The following is a 14812-nucleotide window of genomic DNA, read 5'->3' as shown; positions in this document are numbered from 1 at the left end:
GCTCCGTAGGCCTTAGACGTCGCGGGTGACGCGCGCGATTTCTTCGCGCGAGGTAACGCCCTGCTGGATCCAGCGTTCAGCGTCCTGTCGCAGGCTGCGCATGCCGCCCTGCTGGGCCGCAAGACGCAAGGCGTGCTCGGCTTGGTCGGCGTGGATCATGGCGCGCAGGGTGTCATCCAGCACGAATAGTTCATGCACACCCGTGCGTCCGCTATAGCCCGTATGGCTACAGGCCTGGCACCCATTTCGGTTCCAGCCCGCAGTGCCGTCGGACTGAGGCAGCTTGCACTGGGCGCACAGCTTGCGCACCAGGCGCTGTGCCAGTACACCTTGCAAGGTCGAAGCCAACAGGAAGGGCTCCACACCCATATCGACCAGGCGAGCCACAGCCGATACGGCATCATTGGTGTGCAGCGTGGCCAGCACCAGGTGGCCGGTCAACGACGCCTGGACGGCGATCTGCGCCGTTTCCAGGTCGCGGATCTCGCCTATCATGATGATGTCTGGATCCTGCCGCAAGATCGCGCGCAAGGCCGAGGCAAACGTCAGGTTGATGCGGGCGTTGACCTGAGTCTGGCCGATGCCCGGCAGGTCGTATTCGATCGGATCTTCCACTGTAAGGATGTTGGTGGTGGCCGAATCGAGTCGACCCAGGGCCGCATAAAGGGTGGTGCTCTTGCCACTGCCGGTCGGGCCGGTTACCAGGAAGATGCCGTGTGGCCGACGGATCAGCGCGTCCAGGCCGTCCAGTACATCAGCGGCCATACCCAAACGCTCCAGCTCCAGGCGCCCGGCCTCTTTGTCCAGCAGGCGTAGAACGGCGCGTTCTCCGTGGCCCGTAGGCAAGGTCGAAACCCGCACGTCAATGGCGCGGCCACCCACCCGCAAGGCAATGCGGCCGTCCTGGGGCAAGCGCTTCTCGGCGATGTCCAGGCTGGCCATGATCTTGATTCTTGATACCAGGGCGTTATGCAGCGCGCGACGCGGGCTGACAATGTCGCGCAGGGTTCCATCCACCCGGTAGCGCACCACGGAGTGCGTCTCGAAAGGTTCGATGTGTATGTCGCTGGCACCGTCGCGCGCTGCCTGGGTGAACAGCGCATTGATCATGCGTATGATGGGCGCATCGTCGCGGTTCTCAAGCAGATCTTCGACTTCGGGGATGTCCTGCATCAGCCGATCAAGATCGATCTCGTTGGCGGCGGCATCCACGATTTCCGCAGCATCGCCCGTTTGCGCATAGGCCGCAGCCAACAGCGTATCTAGCTCTTCGTCACTGACTTCCTTGACCGGCAAGGGGCCGTGCTGGCGTCGTATTTCGGCCAGGGCCCACGCGGGTGTGCTTGCCGAAACAGTCAGCGTGACGCCGCTGGCACCGGTATGCATCAGCGCGCGATGGGCTCGCGCCCAGGTATACGGTAAGCGGCCTGTCATAGATTGTCGGGCGGCACGGGCTGAGCCGGAATGGGCATAAGCTGCACAGGACTTCCCGGAAGATCGGTTGCAGGATCATTGGCTTGCATGCCGCGTAAATCCAGCAGGCCCGTATCGGCATCACGCTGAATGGCGGGCAAGGTATTCGTGTTGGCATCGGGCACCAACCACGACGCTGCCCGCACCGGCAGGCCTGCCTGCGCAGCGCGCATGTAGTTGTAGCGGTCCAGCGTCAGCCCCGCACTGTCTTGCGCGTTGCGCACAATGTGTGGCCTCAGGAATACCATCAGGTTGGTCTTGCTGCGACCGCGCTTCTGGTACTTGAACAGGTTGCCCAACACCGGGATGTCTCCCAATAGGGGCACTGAGGTGATGCTGTCATCGACCACCTCTTCCAGCAGTCCGCCCAGCACGATGATTTGCCCGTCATCGACCAGCACATTGGTCTCCAACGCCCGCTTGCGCGTAATGATCGACCCGCCCGAGGTCGCGCTCGGAAGGGTCGATGATGGGTCTATGCTGCTGACCTCCTGGTACAAGGACAGCTTGACTGTGCCCCCTTCGGATATCTGCGGTCGGATACGCAGTGTCAGCCCTACGTCTTCACGCTGCACCGTCTGGAAGGGATTGCTGGCACCGTCGCCTGTGGTCGTATAGGTGCCAGTGACGAACGGTACGGTCCTGCCCACCACAATACTGGCCTGCTCGTTGTCCAGCGTCATGAGGTTGGGCGTGGAAAGAATGTTGACGCCGCCCTGCTTTTGCATGGCACGCGCCAGCACGTTCAGGTTAAGCAATTGGGTTCCCAGCACGTCCACGGTGCCTCTGACCAGGCCCAGACTCATGCCCGACCCAAGTGCATCTATGGTGGTGGCGCCGCTGGACAGATTGCCGCTCAGGCCGCTGCCGCCCAAGTTGGCCCCGCCAAAGAATGAGCTGCCGCCATTGTTGGCGTTATTGGCGCCGGCGGCCCATTGGATGCCGAACTCTGCGGCGTCTTCCGCGTTGACTTCGACGATCAGGCTTTCGATCAGTACCTGCGCACGCCGCTGGTCCAGCAAATCGATGATCTCGCGCAGGCTGCGATACAGCGGCTCCGGTGCCGAGATAATCAGGGTATTGGTCGTGGGATCAGCCTGCACGGTTGCACCGCCGGCGGAGAATGCAACCATCGGCCGACCGGCCGTCGCCATATCGAACAGAGAGGATCCGGAACTTGAGGCGTCCATCGCCGCGCTGCTGACGTGGGTCCCAAACCCGCCGCCTGTCGTTGCCGGCGAGTCACTCTCGCCCTCGAAAGCGCCACCCGACAGGGGCGCATCGGGTTCCGTCGTCTGGCCAGAGCCGCCCTGCCCCGCCAGTACACCCTGAAGCACTTCGGCCAGATGGGTGGCCTGTGCATTACGCAGGTAAACCACGTGCAGATTGCCCGCACGTGACTCCGGGCTGTCGATACGCAGGATCAGGTCGCGCGCCTGCTTCAGGCGCTCTGGCGTGCCGGCGCGCACCAGCACCGAATTGCTGCGCGAATCAGCAACGATGTTCACTTGCCTGCTTTGGTCGGCACCACTGCTATGCAAAAGCTGCTGCGCCAATGCTGCCACGTCCAGCGCAACCCCATACTCGATGGGGATTACGTCCGTGCTGATGGATGTGGGTGTGTCGATGCGGGCAATGACATCCGCCACCCGATCCAGGTTGTCGGCGTAGTCGGTAATGAGCAGGGTATTGTTACCGGCGTGCGCGGCAATGGTGTTGTTGGGCGCTACCATGGGCCGCAAGATGGGTACCAGCGCGGTGGCGCTTTCATAACGCAGCGGAAACACGCGGGTGACCAGTTCACCGCCGCGCGCACGCTGGTTGCTGGAAACGACAGGGCCGCCCTGCAGCTTGGCGTCAGCTTCAGGCACCACGCGGCTGACCCCGTCCACGTCAACGACGGCAAAGCCCTGCATGCGCAGGGCACTCAAGAGCATGGAGTACGCCGTATCAGCATCGACAGGGGTTTCGGATATCAGCGTCAACTGTCCCCTTACGCGCGGATCGACGACGAAATTGCGCCCTGTGAACTGGGCCAGCGCGCGCAGCACGCCGTGTAGTTCTGCACCATTGAAGTTCAGTGTGGTCTGCTGTCCGGCCTGCTGGGCGCTTGGCCGGTCTTGCACAGCTTCGTCCCGGAGACTGGGGCGTTCACGTATGGGAGACAAGTTTCGCGACCTGGTCTGCGAAGAGTCGACTGGGGCCGTATAAGGCTGCGCCCGATGGGGTTGGCCGGAACCCACTGTCGTGTAGGCTACCAGCGGTGGTGGCATCGCTTTCTGGTCAGGCTCCTGGACGGCGCAGCCGCTCAGTGCGACGGTAAACGCCAGCATGGGCATACGCAAGCGCCATTGGGTAGGTTGCATGAAGAGGCATTCCGGTAGAAGTTTTGAGGTAATCATGGCGGGCGCATTAGCGTAGTTTCAATAAGGTGTGGCCGTCCGGGCCTGACCGGGGAGCCATGGCGTCCAGAACGCCCTGTAGGGCATCGCGGGTGTCGGCACCGGCCGATTCGTCAACCCATGTGTTTCCGTCGAATTGCAAGCGGCCCGACAGCGTTAGCGTGCCAGTACCTTCCATCATCCATGGTCCCTGTTTGGTAGCAAGCGCCAACGCAAGCTTATCGTCGCCACCCTCGGTGACCAGCAAGGTGTATTCACCCATGGGGCGTATACGAGTCAGCGAAGAGGCAGCGTTGCGCCATTGCGCAGACAGCAGCCCCTTACTACCGTTGGAGGAAATGCTGCGGCTACCCAGAGTAAGTTCAGGCCAGCTTAGAAGGACCTCGCCCTCCGGATCCAGAGTGTTGAAGATGCCGTGCAGGGTGGTCAGCACGGACGCAGGCATATGCAGCGATTGAGCCGACATGCGCAACCCTCGCCACGAAGGCCTCAGCTTCAAGGACCCGCGCAGCCAGGGGTGGGTCACCACCAACTGCGGCCCCCCATCGAAGGCCAGGCGCCACGCCACTGGATCGGGCAAGCTGCGGCGCAAGCCATCCACACCGACTGCCATCGTGGCCTTGGCATGCCATAGGGTGCCAGTGGCGTCCGTGATGATGACCGGAGAAGATGCCGGTATCCAGGCCATCGCCCAGCGGGCCGGCAGCACCCATAGTGCTGCTGTGAGCCCGACTGCGAGCAGCAACACCAGCCATGCCGCGCGGCGTGCGCGGCTCATGAAGCCTTTGCCTGCTGGATGGCCAGCACGACAACCCCACTAAGCTGCCCCGGCCGATCCCGGCCGTCCACATTGCTACGCGCAAGGTCAACGAGCTGTGTTTGCGTTTGCACCATAAACGGCAAATTGGCCAACCACTCCATGACCCGCCCTGCCGGCGCATTGGCGAGTTCTACCCGCCATTGCATTTGCGCCGGGTCCACATTGGTCGGCCTGCCCAATACGCTAACGGTATCCAACCCGGCAGTACGCAGACTGTTTAGCAGTGCTTGCTCGGTATCGCCGGCCGGCATAACGCCCCTGCGGCTGTCGCCCAGCGCCTTTGCCTCGAAGATTACGGCGGCCAGTTGCGCTGCTTGTGCCTGCAGAACCGGTAAGCGCTGCTGCGCGCTCTGTATGGTTTGCACTGCAGGGCGCAACGCTAGCACCCAAAGCAGCACCGCAATCAGCAGCAGGGCTCCAGCCAGCAGAAAACCTCGCTCCCGAGGGCTTCTTAGTTTCCAGAAAGCAAGGGCCTGTCCTGCAATGGGCGTCAAGCGCGCCTGCCATGCGTAAGCCGATTCTTTCAGTTTGGCAGTAAACATCATGGCCGCCCCGCGTGGTTCTGAACCGGTGCGGGCCGACGCACATGCCAGACATGGGGCTGCGTCTGATCTTTTTGCAGCAGCAGTTGCTGCGCCGATGCGGACTGTGCCAGGGCCGCTTCATTGGCAGGCGGAACATAGCCTTCAGCCAACGTCAAACTCAGCAGGCCCTTTTCGTAACGCATGCTGTGCACGTGGCTCTGTGCAAAGACCAGCACCTGCGCTGCGGCCAGCGCCAAGGGCATGAAGTCGTCGTCCGCCGCCGCGCCGCCCGCCAGCCGCAAGGCATCCCGCTGGGTCTGCGCTTGCCTTAAGGGATCAATGACAACAGGTATTTTCGGGAAGGCCGTTAACACCGAGGCTTGCATGTCTTGCTGCAAGGTCTCGACCTGGTTGGCCAGCTGTGCCGCATGCCAGCTCAGGCCTATTACCCAAACTGCCGCAGCGGCGGCGGACCAGTATATTGCCCGGCGCCAACGTCCGCTTGCCGACGCCGGACGCAAATCGTCGCGCGCCAGCGACCATCCCGGCAAAGGCGCCAGCCAGCGAGGACCCGCAGGCAGCGCCAGCGGCTCGCTGGGCCGTGAGTCGCCGGATGGCAAAGTTAAAGCCTGAGGAATAAACGCCGCAATATTCAAGCCGGCCTGGGCCAGCAAGGCCCAGGCTGCTTCCAGTGGCTTGCGTGCCGTCCATGCGACAGTTACGGCGCCGTCGGCAGCACGGGAGCTGTGGGCAATGCACAGCTCATTGATTTCGGACAGGCTCATGGGCTCGATGCTGGCGGCGACCGCCGCGTCAAGTCGTTGTTTGGACACGGGTGGGACCTTGATGCCGGCGACGATGGCATCATCGGGATGCAAAATGGCGTAGACGCTGACAGAGCCTGCTTGTGCTCCGAATTCAGCCACGGACATTTGACCCGCGCGCGCGGCAGACCCTTCCCGGTCCACCTGGACGAAGGTAATGCTCGTATCGAGCGTTAAGGCAGAGAGGGGCGGCAGCGCCAGTCGCAGATGTTGTCTCATATTATTAGTAGGTGACCCAGCGGACCGAAGATAGTCCGTGGTCGTTTCGATGCAGCAACACCCGTAGGCCAGCCATCGTATCACCAACTGTCACTTCACCGGTCACACGAAACCAGTTACTGCTGACGCTGATGAGTTTGCCGGCGTCCGGTTGCCGGCCCCGCAGGCGGCTGACGAAGTCCGCTTGATTGACAAACCATAGTCCCTGGTCTCGGTCAATAACCAGTTGCCGAGCGCCCGCCAGGCCCAGTTCTTCGACGACGGCGCCAAGAACCTCGGCGGAAGCAGTATTCGCGTTGACGGGAGTGGCTGCTGGCAACACAGTGACATAAGGCTGCAGGGCGTTGACGACTTGCGGGGTAAAGCCTGGCAGCGCACTAAGGTCCTCGATGCTGCGTAGGCCGACGGCCAAAGGACCGCCCTCTTGGCCAGGCTGTGCGTCGGCTACCCTCTGCGCCATGGTTGCGCCCAATGTCGGCGCCATGCCCAGCCATTCCAGCAAGCGCTCCAGAACAAGGACCTGCCGCGGATTGATTATCCCGTGCTCAGCCAGATTGCGCAGATTGTATTTACCTTGTTCATCTTCAATACCGCCAGACAACAAGGCGCTTTCGGGATCTCCGGCCGGGCCGACCGGCAACTCGATGATGGACCGCGCCCAAATGCCGTCCAGCCGGGTGGTGGGGCCGTTGCCAGCATCCATTTGCAGCACTACGCGCGACAAGTCCAGACCGCCCTGCAGCGCCCAGGCGGCTTGGCTGCGATCGCTCTCGGTAATGAGAATATTGGCCAGGATGCCTTGTCGCTCGATGATGGATGTGGTCAGTGCCGCTGCAGCGACCACGACCAGCAAGGCCGCAATAACGGCCATGCCGCGTTGGCGAAGCGCGATCTGGGCGCTCATGGCAGCAGCACCACTTTGCGGTAGGGTTGGTCGCTGGCCGGCCCTGCGCGATAGACGGCGACCTCCAGGCCGGTAAGGTCTGGCGCGCCCGGCCGCAGCAGCGGTCGTGCCGATACCTTCTGCGACGGGTCAGCCCACCCTTGCGTCGAATGCCACACTTTGACGCTCAGTGCGCGAACGCCCTCCAGTACCACCACAGTGGTATCCGGCGGCGGCAAAGGCAATAGATAAGAAGGTGATCCCGTTGCGCGGAGCAGCCGGCCATCATTCAGGTACCAGCGCAGTTGCTGCCAGCGGCCGTCGCCCGCCGACCGCACCAGGCTCAAGCCTGTATCGGCGCTCCAGATGATGCCAGGTGGCATCTGGACCCCTGTCTGTGTGGAGCGCGGCGCCGGCGTCGGCGCAGCCAGGCCTGGCAGAATATCCGGCCCGGCATGCAGCAGGATGTCACGCTCGATCTGGCTTAGCGCGCGTAGTAGCGACAGGGTCTCTTCGGCGCGCTCGTCCAGGCGTTCGCCTGTGTGCTGCACGGTTTCCAGGCCGCGCCAGGATATCAGGCTGATCAGAGCCATCAGCGTAAGCGCAACCAGTACTTCGATCAGGGTGAAGCCCTGCTGTGCGTCAGTGGCATTCATCATCGCACCCCCGACATCAGGCCATCCAACTGAGCCAGTACCGGTCCCTTGCTCAGGCTGACACGCACCGTAACGCGCCGGAAAGCGGGGTTCGGTGTGGCCAGGACGACCTGTTCGCAACGCAGGGCCAGCGTACCCTGGGGACAAGCCTGAGTACGACGGCCCAGGGCAGGCAACATGGCCTGGAGGCGCATTTCAGCCAAAAAGTTCTGTGCCGCTTGTTGCGCGAGGCTGCGTTCCTGCATGTTGCGCACGCCGTGGGTGCCCACCCCTAAGGCCCGCACGCAGGCGGCCAGCGCAACGCCAACGATCGCGAGGGCGACCAGCACCTCGATCAGCGTGAACCCTCGCTGATGCTTGCTGATCGTCATGGGCTCACCACGTAACGGCCGTTGCCCAGACGCGATAGCCGGACGACATTGCCATCTGCCTCGAGTTCCATCTGGAGCGGACCGGGTATCCAGTCGGCGCCAAATACGAGGCGTGCATCAGGCTTCATACGCACCGACACCGTGCCGGAAGACATCCACTCGCGCGGTCGCAAGGGCGTTGCGCCAGTGATGGCAGTGTCGGTGACCGGGCGCGTTCGCGCCGCCATCCGTGCCGGCAGCACCAGGCGGTTGGGCAGGCGAGAAAACCGATACCCATCCCCATCGTGTGCCCAGACAATAGGCTGGCCACTGGTTCGCGCCTCGGCTTGCGCGGCGGTAAACAAATGCGCCAACCTTAAGGCATCCTGGCGCAGCGCGCGGGCGCTGTTGTCCCCAAAGGCCGAGACGCTGGCCAGGGTTGTCGCGATGCCGATGATGAGCAAAACAACCATCATCTCCAGCAGCGTAAAGCCGGCTTGGCGGCTAGCGGGCCCAGGAACCGATGTCGGCATCATTGCCTTCGCCCCCGGGTTTTCCGTCAGCGCCCAACGAAAACACGTCGATCTCGTCGTGCACACCGGGATTAAGGTATTGATAGGGGGTATTCCAGGGGTCCGTGGGAACGCGATCCATATATCGCGAGCCCTTGTCTGGCCCCGGTACAAGGACCTCGAGACCCGCGTCGGACGACGGATAGCGGCCATGGTCCAGCCTGTAGAGCTTCAGCGCCTGCATGATGGCACCGATGTCCTGCTTGGCGGCGATCACACGCGCCTGATCTGGACGATCCATAACATTGGGCACCACCAGCGCCGCCAGTACGCCCATAATGACGACGACCACCATGATCTCTATAAGAGAAAAGCCTCGTTGAGGCTCGGTCGAGTGGCGGCGGCGAAATTTCAATACGGAGATATAGCCTGTCATTGTTATCTAGTGGCCGCGGTATAGAATAACGTCGCGAATCGACGTAGTTGCACTCAAATGGATACAGTCCGCAGGCCAACGGATGGTACCCGGCCTGAAACAAGGGCGTCAATGGCCCGTTACAAAGCTATGTGCGTTCGATAAATTTCAGGCATGATGCAATCCTTGAGCATTTTTTGGCACGGATTATGTTTTTGCGCCCTACTCGACTGGTGGCACGACGAAACCGCGCTCCGCTTATTGCCCAGGCGGTAGCAATGCTGGCCATGGCAGCAGGCATAGGCTTGTGGGGCGCGCTACTGCTTGCTCCGCAGCCAAGGGCGGCTCCCGCGCTGGCCCTTGGCCCGGCGTCGAGCCAAAATATCTCGCCCGTAATCAATTGGTTCGGCGGCGATAGCGCGCGTCTGCGCGTAGCTGTGCTCGGCTTGATATCTTCCGGACAACATGGAACCGCCCTGCTTTCGATAAATGGCGGGCCTGTCCAAGCCTATAGCGCCGGTCAGAACCTGGCCAACGGGGTTACGCTAGCAGCGGTTTTGCCGCACGGTGTTTCGATAGAGCAGGACGGCATCACCGAAGACATCGAAGTGACGGGACGCACTTTGCCGCCAAATGGCTTCGTGCCAACCACCCCGACTATTGGTACGTCACAGCCGTAACAGTGTAGCCATGCCAGCCAGGGCCAGATACGGGCCAAAGCTGAATGACGCGCCCGCCTCCATCCGGCCCGCCAGGCGTCGCAATAAAGCTACAGTCAATGCCAGTAATGACGAGACCAGCAATATCGACGGCAGTGGCGCCCAGCCCAACCATGCGCCCAACGCAGCCAGCAGCTTGAAGTCTCCGTTGCCCATGCCCCGCCGACCGGTAGCCAGCTGGAAGCAGCCGCAGATCAGCCACAGCGACAGGTAACCCGCTGCGGCGCCCATGACAGCGTCGGGCAACAGGGAAAAAGTGCTGCCTACATTCACCAGCAGGCCCATCCATAATAAGGGGATGGTCAGCACATCGGGTAGAAAGCCCGTTTCGGCATCAATCCACGCCAAGGTAAGCAGCATGAGCACGAAGACAGTGGCCGCGACCGTGGCCGGTGTCGCGCCGAAACGCCACGTACACAACAATGCCAGCATAGGCGCAGCCATCCAAAACACGGCGCGATAGCGCCTGTGTGATCGTGAAGCTTGCGCCGGAATTTGAGCGTTAAGGACGCGAGGCAGTTGGTAGGCGGCATGGCTAAGGGGTACTGACAGGATCAAGGCGATAGCCGCCACGGCAACTGCGGCGACTCCCGGCTCGACATGCCATGCGGTCCACATCCACATCGTCCTGTCCTTCGGCAAAGCCGTTAGGGGATATCGGTAGCGCGTGTGACTACCTTGACCGCAGGCGCAGGCGCATCCTTCACCAGGCGGAACCCCACATGCGACATCGGACTGTACGGGTCGGAGCCACGCCGTGCGCTGGGGCGGTACGAGAGGCAATAGCTTTCGTTGCACAAGAACGAACCACCTCGTATGACCCGCTTGGGCGCATCGACAGGCACGCCGGGCTCCCATGGGTCGTAGGCCTGGGCAGGGCCTTGCGGGTCGGCTATGGGCGTTTTGGCAGCGGCCTGCTTGCCGAAGTAATCGGCTCCATACCAATCGGCCACCCATTGCCAGGCATTGCCCGTCATATCGTAAAGACCGTAGCCGTTGGGCGGAAAGGTTCTGGCTGGCAATGTACCCTCGGCCCCTCCCGCCTTCGGGCTCACTACGGGAAACGTACCTTGCTTGCTGTCCCAGTAGTTGGCCATGGGCTTGCCGTCGGGCATAAGCTCGTCGCCCCAGACATAGGTGGCCTGCTCCAATCCTCCGCGAGCGGCGTACTCCCACTCCGCCTCGGTAGGCAGGCGCTTGCCCCGCCATGCCGCGTAAGCCATCGCATCTTCATAGCTGACCTGTACGACCGGGTGGTCGCCCTTCCCTTCAATGGAACTGCCCGGCCCTTGCGGGTGCCGCCAATTTGCACCGGGTACATAGCGCCACCACTGCGAATAATCATTCAAATCCACCGGCCCGTTGGTGCCGACAAAGACCATGGCGCCAGGTACCAGTACATCGTCGGGCGGTGCTGGAATGCCAGGCGGCAGCTGTACGCGTATGGTTTCCCAGTCGGGCTTCTTCTCGGCGGTGGTGACATAGCCCGTCTGCTCGACAAATTGCGTGAATTCATCGTTGGTGACATGGGCGACGTCTATCCAGAAGCCATTAAGCTTTACCGCGTGAGCCGGGCGCTCGTTAGCCTGTGCGAGCTTGCTGTCGCTGCCCATCTGGAAAATGCCGGGCGGCACCCATGCCATGTCATCCGGTGTGGAAACCCCATCTCCGATGATAAGCACCGGTTCAGCAGGCGCTTCTGACGAGGGGCTGTACCAAGTTAGGGCAAGGCCCGCCGCCAGGAGAGCACACAGTGCCACCCCAGCAGTCCACAGCAGTTGGCGCCTCCGCTTAATAGACGCCATACGTGCTCGCGCAAGTCCTTCCTAAATTAGCCTGGATGATGGCCTCGTCGGCGTTGTTTGTGAAGCCATCCCGAAACTGTCCAGTGACAAAATCATAGACGCTTGATAGGCCCCAGTCATTTGCGATTCTTGACCAATTGCTCAGGTCCTGGCCGTTGACGACGCCGTCCATGTTGCCGTCGCCCGGGCAGTCCGGGTTGGAGGCCAGGATGCGCTCGAGCTTGGCGGTGAGCTCGTTATAAATCGCAACCGTTTCGGGATCGGCGCTTGGCCATAGATTGCGGACTGCAGTATCCAAGAGTGGCGTAGGCACGGACTGATCGATCTCGAACAATTCGTTTACGGTCTCTCGCTTGATGCTGTCCGAGATCGGATCGTAGTCTTCGCTTGAATTGCGTACCAGCTTATATCGGACATTACGGATTGCCACTGAAGATTCCGGCACGAGGTTCAGCATATCTGCCGGGTCGTTATTCTGCTTGTACAGTGCCTCATTTATTGCGGCGCATGTCAGGTAGCCACCAGTTGGATCAGGATTGCTGGGATTGGGCAACACCCCCGCTTGGGTATGCGTGTGTCCTGGCCCCCACCAATCCCCCTTGTTATCCTCGCAAACGCTTTTTGATGTCGGGATAACAGTGCAAGAACCACTGATCACGCAGGGTCCGTTCCGGGCACCGTTGGCTTGCTCGTTCATGCCGCCCATGGTGAAGTTGATGGTTCGCAAGCTACCTTGGGCGGGGTCGGTCAAATACGGGAGGATACCTACTGAGTCGACCGTGCGCGGCACTTCCTTATGCACATCAAGGCCGGCCAGCTCGCCAAAAAACTGAAACAGATCAACGGTGTTGACCATATGGTCGACTTCTCGGCCTGGCTGCGTGACTTGTGGTCCAGCGATGATTAGGGGGTCCCATACTCCAGTCTGGAAAGCAGTGCCCTTGGCCCGACTAAAATCAAAGGGGTCTTTCACGGCAGCCGCCAAGGATCCGTTGTCGCCCACAATCGCGATGACCGTGTTCGAAGCCTTGGGATCATATTTCAGGCTGCCATCGGGATTACGTTTCGCTAGACCTGTCTCGACTAAAAGTCGGCCGAATTCAGTATCCAGGGCTTCCGTCATACGGTCCTGGATAACGCGTGCATCAAGTGGATCGGTGCAGGTCAGGCCGTCCAACGGGCCGACCAGTCCGTTCAGAAGTTCCTTGGGGGGCTGTTGCCAGGGCGTATGTGCTGCGCTATAGCTTACTGTAGCCATCCAGGCTTTATTCGTTGGACGTGACTTGATCCACTCGATGGCGGCATCGGTTTCGATACGTGTGCGATAGCCCCTGGCCCGCGGGTCCGTCACTGGCACTTCTTCCACATTGCCATTATTGATGATCACGAGCGGTGACACGTAATAGCCGTTCAGTCCCGTGAAATTAAGAGTTGCCGGAGGCACGCCGCAGGTGGCAGCCGGCACCAGGATGCCGCCCGAATCCAGGCACTGTAGACCCGGAGCATCTTCGAGGAGGGGCCTAGTGCGCGTAATCACCGAGCAAGTGTTGTCGGGTTGATAGCAGGCGCCGGTTTCAGCGCCGCCCCTGGCTACGCCGGGAACGAAGCCGCACATATATGTACCGGCGGTCGTAACTGTGTCTCCCGCCGAAGTATCAATCGAACCAGGCAGTCCCCCTACCCAGCCGTAGAAATAGTCCCATCCCAGGGTGGCAGGTGTGCCGTTTTTCGCCTCATTGTTCTCGGGTCCTGCAAGGTGGAACTTGCCGAACATGGCGCTTTCGTAGTTGGCTCGCTTGAGCAACTTTGGCGTGGTGATGTCATAAGGCGATAGATGCGAGGTGGCCAGATCTTGGGGACCTATAGCCTGATTAATGCCCGTGCGTAGTGGATAGCGACCCACAAAGAACGCGGCACGGCCCGGGGAGCACTCGGGCATGGACCAAGTATTGCGAAAGCGAATGCCCGCGTGGGCGACGGCATCTATATTCGGTAGATCAGGCCCAACGGCCCCGCCGTAGCCGAAAACTTTCATCTGGTCGATGCCGACGTCATCCATAATGACGAAAAGAATATTTGGACCCTGCACGGCGCTGGTCTCAGTGCCACCATTGTGGCACCCACTAACAGTAAGCGCGGCCAGGCCGGCCGCCAGTAGGGCTGGAAATGTCTTCTTCATGTTTTTGTCTCCACTGCAGTAGCAGCCTTGCGGCACACCCCCGCGATTTTTCATTCGCATGGCGACAGAGCGTAACAGATTATTTTTTTTCCGCAACACCTTTTAGGCGTCGAATTACCCAATTACCGCCATCAACCGAGCATGCGCGCGGTTCAAATGCCGATACATCGCGGCCTGTGCCTGCAGCGGATCGCGATCGGCAACGGCATCATAAATGTCTTGATGCTCCTGAATGGCTTCCCCCCAGACCAGGTGGTTGTCGAACAGGCGATGCATGGATCCGCCGATGGGGGTGTAACGCTGGTCGAATAGCTCTTCTAGGGTTTGCGTGAGCAGGCGATTGCCGCAAACGGATGACAACACGACGTGAAATTGGCGATCGGCATCGGCCAGCGGTTGGTCGCTACTGCGATCCTTCGCGTCCAGCGCCTTGCGCATTGCAGAGATAGTGGCGCCCAGTTCCTTGAGCTGCTCACGACTGATGAAGCGCGCCGCATGCGCCGCAACACCGCCTTCCAGGAAATACCGCAACTGGCTGACGTCCTTGGGGCTATGTCCCATCACGCTGGCATCCAGGCCAGCGTCCAGCGCACCCGGTGCACTTTGAGCGGTATCGTCCAGCGCGGCAGCGCGCTTTAAATAAATGCCGGAACCTACGCGGATTTCTATCTCGCCCTGCAGTTCCAATACGATCAGCGCCTCCCGCAGGCTGGGCCGGGAGACCTTCAGGATCTGCGTCAGCTCGCGCTCGGACGGCAGCCGGCCTCCGATAGGCACGTTCATCTTGTGAATTTCCTCGCGGAGCGCTTCTGCGATATGCATGTACCCGCGGGCGCGGTCCGGTGCGCGAATCAAAGAGGCGTTTTCCATCGATACGGTCCCGTGGACATAGAAGGGGTTAATTCTATATTGGCCAGACCGGTAACGCAAAACTCTAGGGATATCCATAACTGGTATTACCGGTAAGTCCATTTAGACTATCTGACTGCGAAGGTCACACCGAGCCCAAACATGCTCGCGAGAACGGGAAA

At 61.0% G+C, this 14812-nt stretch carries 15 protein-coding genes; 1 reads left to right on the top strand and 14 read right to left on the bottom strand.

Features of this window, described 5'->3' with window-relative positions; all coding sequences use genetic code 11:
- Positions 1–12: 12 nt before the first annotated feature.
- Genes gspE through gspG form a run of 10 tightly spaced genes read right to left on the bottom strand, consistent with a single transcriptional unit; the run spans position 13 to position 9099 of the window.
- A complete protein-coding gene (gene gspE, locus CKA81_RS04875) occupies positions 13–1434 on the bottom strand; it encodes a type II secretion system ATPase GspE (protein ID WP_128354287.1) in 1422 nt (473 codons plus the stop codon).
- Positions 1431–3839 (bottom strand): type II secretion system secretin GspD, encoded by a 2409-nt coding sequence (gspD, locus tag CKA81_RS04870; RefSeq protein ID WP_128354286.1) that lies wholly within the window; start codon positions 3837–3839, stop codon positions 1431–1433. Before gspD ends, gspE begins: the two co-directional genes overlap by 4 nt.
- A 46-nt stretch (positions 3840–3885) precedes the next feature.
- Positions 3886–4653 carry a type II secretion system protein N gene (gene gspN / locus CKA81_RS04865; RefSeq protein ID WP_128354285.1) on the bottom strand — a complete coding sequence of 256 codons (768 nt, stop codon included), beginning with the start codon at positions 4651–4653 and terminating at the stop codon, positions 3886–3888.
- The gene (gene gspM / locus CKA81_RS04860) at positions 4650–5240 is read right to left on the bottom strand and encodes a type II secretion system protein GspM (protein ID WP_128354284.1); all 591 of its coding nucleotides are present in this window, start codon (positions 5238–5240) and stop codon (positions 4650–4652) included. Before gspM ends, gspN begins: the two co-directional genes overlap by 4 nt.
- Positions 5237–6262: a type II secretion system protein GspL gene (locus tag CKA81_RS04855; RefSeq protein ID WP_128354283.1), complete on the bottom strand. Its 1026-nt coding sequence runs from the start codon at positions 6260–6262 to the stop codon at positions 5237–5239. The genes gspM and CKA81_RS04855 overlap by 4 nt, the downstream gene beginning before the upstream one ends.
- Positions 6263–6266: 4 nt before the next feature.
- Positions 6267–7166: a type II secretion system minor pseudopilin GspK gene (gene gspK / locus CKA81_RS04850; protein ID WP_228255794.1), complete on the bottom strand. Its 900-nt coding sequence runs from the start codon at positions 7164–7166 to the stop codon at positions 6267–6269.
- Positions 7163–7804: a PulJ/GspJ family protein gene (locus CKA81_RS04845; RefSeq protein WP_128354282.1), complete on the bottom strand. Its 642-nt coding sequence runs from the start codon at positions 7802–7804 to the stop codon at positions 7163–7165. Before CKA81_RS04845 ends, gspK begins: the two co-directional genes overlap by 4 nt.
- A complete protein-coding gene (gspI, locus tag CKA81_RS04840) occupies positions 7801–8172 on the bottom strand; it encodes a type II secretion system minor pseudopilin GspI (RefSeq protein WP_128354281.1) in 372 nt (123 codons plus the stop codon). The genes CKA81_RS04845 and gspI overlap by 4 nt, the downstream gene beginning before the upstream one ends.
- On the bottom strand, positions 8169–8687 hold the full coding sequence (gspH, locus tag CKA81_RS04835) for a type II secretion system minor pseudopilin GspH (protein WP_128354280.1): 519 nt from the start codon (positions 8685–8687) through the stop codon (positions 8169–8171). The genes gspI and gspH overlap by 4 nt, the downstream gene beginning before the upstream one ends.
- Positions 8656–9099 (bottom strand): type II secretion system major pseudopilin GspG, encoded by a 444-nt coding sequence (gene gspG / locus CKA81_RS04830; RefSeq protein ID WP_128354279.1) that lies wholly within the window; start codon positions 9097–9099, stop codon positions 8656–8658. The genes gspH and gspG overlap by 32 nt, the downstream gene beginning before the upstream one ends.
- A 194-nt stretch (positions 9100–9293) precedes the next feature.
- Between gspG and CKA81_RS04825 the strand changes: the two genes are divergently transcribed.
- Positions 9294–9758 carry a hypothetical protein gene (locus tag CKA81_RS04825; RefSeq protein ID WP_228255793.1) on the top strand — a complete coding sequence of 155 codons (465 nt, stop codon included), beginning with the start codon at positions 9294–9296 and terminating at the stop codon, positions 9756–9758.
- Here the strand turns inward: CKA81_RS04825 and CKA81_RS04820 are convergent.
- The 4 genes from CKA81_RS04820 to CKA81_RS04805 form a co-directional block, all read right to left on the bottom strand.
- Positions 9747–10415, bottom strand: a complete 669-nt coding sequence (locus CKA81_RS04820) for a prepilin peptidase (protein WP_128354278.1) — start codon at positions 10413–10415, stop codon at positions 9747–9749. The genes CKA81_RS04825 and CKA81_RS04820 overlap by 12 nt on opposite strands.
- Positions 10416–10444: 29 nt before the next feature.
- Positions 10445–11602 (bottom strand): formylglycine-generating enzyme family protein, encoded by a 1158-nt coding sequence (locus CKA81_RS04815; RefSeq protein ID WP_128354277.1) that lies wholly within the window; start codon positions 11600–11602, stop codon positions 10445–10447.
- Positions 11589–13781: a sulfatase-like hydrolase/transferase gene (locus CKA81_RS04810; protein ID WP_128354276.1), complete on the bottom strand. Its 2193-nt coding sequence runs from the start codon at positions 13779–13781 to the stop codon at positions 11589–11591. Before CKA81_RS04810 ends, CKA81_RS04815 begins: the two co-directional genes overlap by 14 nt.
- Before the next feature lie 114 nt (positions 13782–13895).
- Positions 13896–14603 carry a FadR/GntR family transcriptional regulator gene (locus CKA81_RS04805; RefSeq protein WP_228255830.1) on the bottom strand — a complete coding sequence of 236 codons (708 nt, stop codon included), beginning with the start codon at positions 14601–14603 and terminating at the stop codon, positions 13896–13898.
- Positions 14604–14812: the final 209 nt, after the last annotated feature.

It is taken from the genome of Pollutimonas thiosulfatoxidans (assembly GCF_004022565.1).
Classification (GTDB): domain Bacteria; phylum Pseudomonadota; class Gammaproteobacteria; order Burkholderiales; family Burkholderiaceae_B; genus Pusillimonas_D; species Pusillimonas_D thiosulfatoxidans.
The sequence above is the reverse complement of the archived record's forward strand: the minus strand, read 5'-3'. Positions and strand labels throughout refer to the sequence as shown.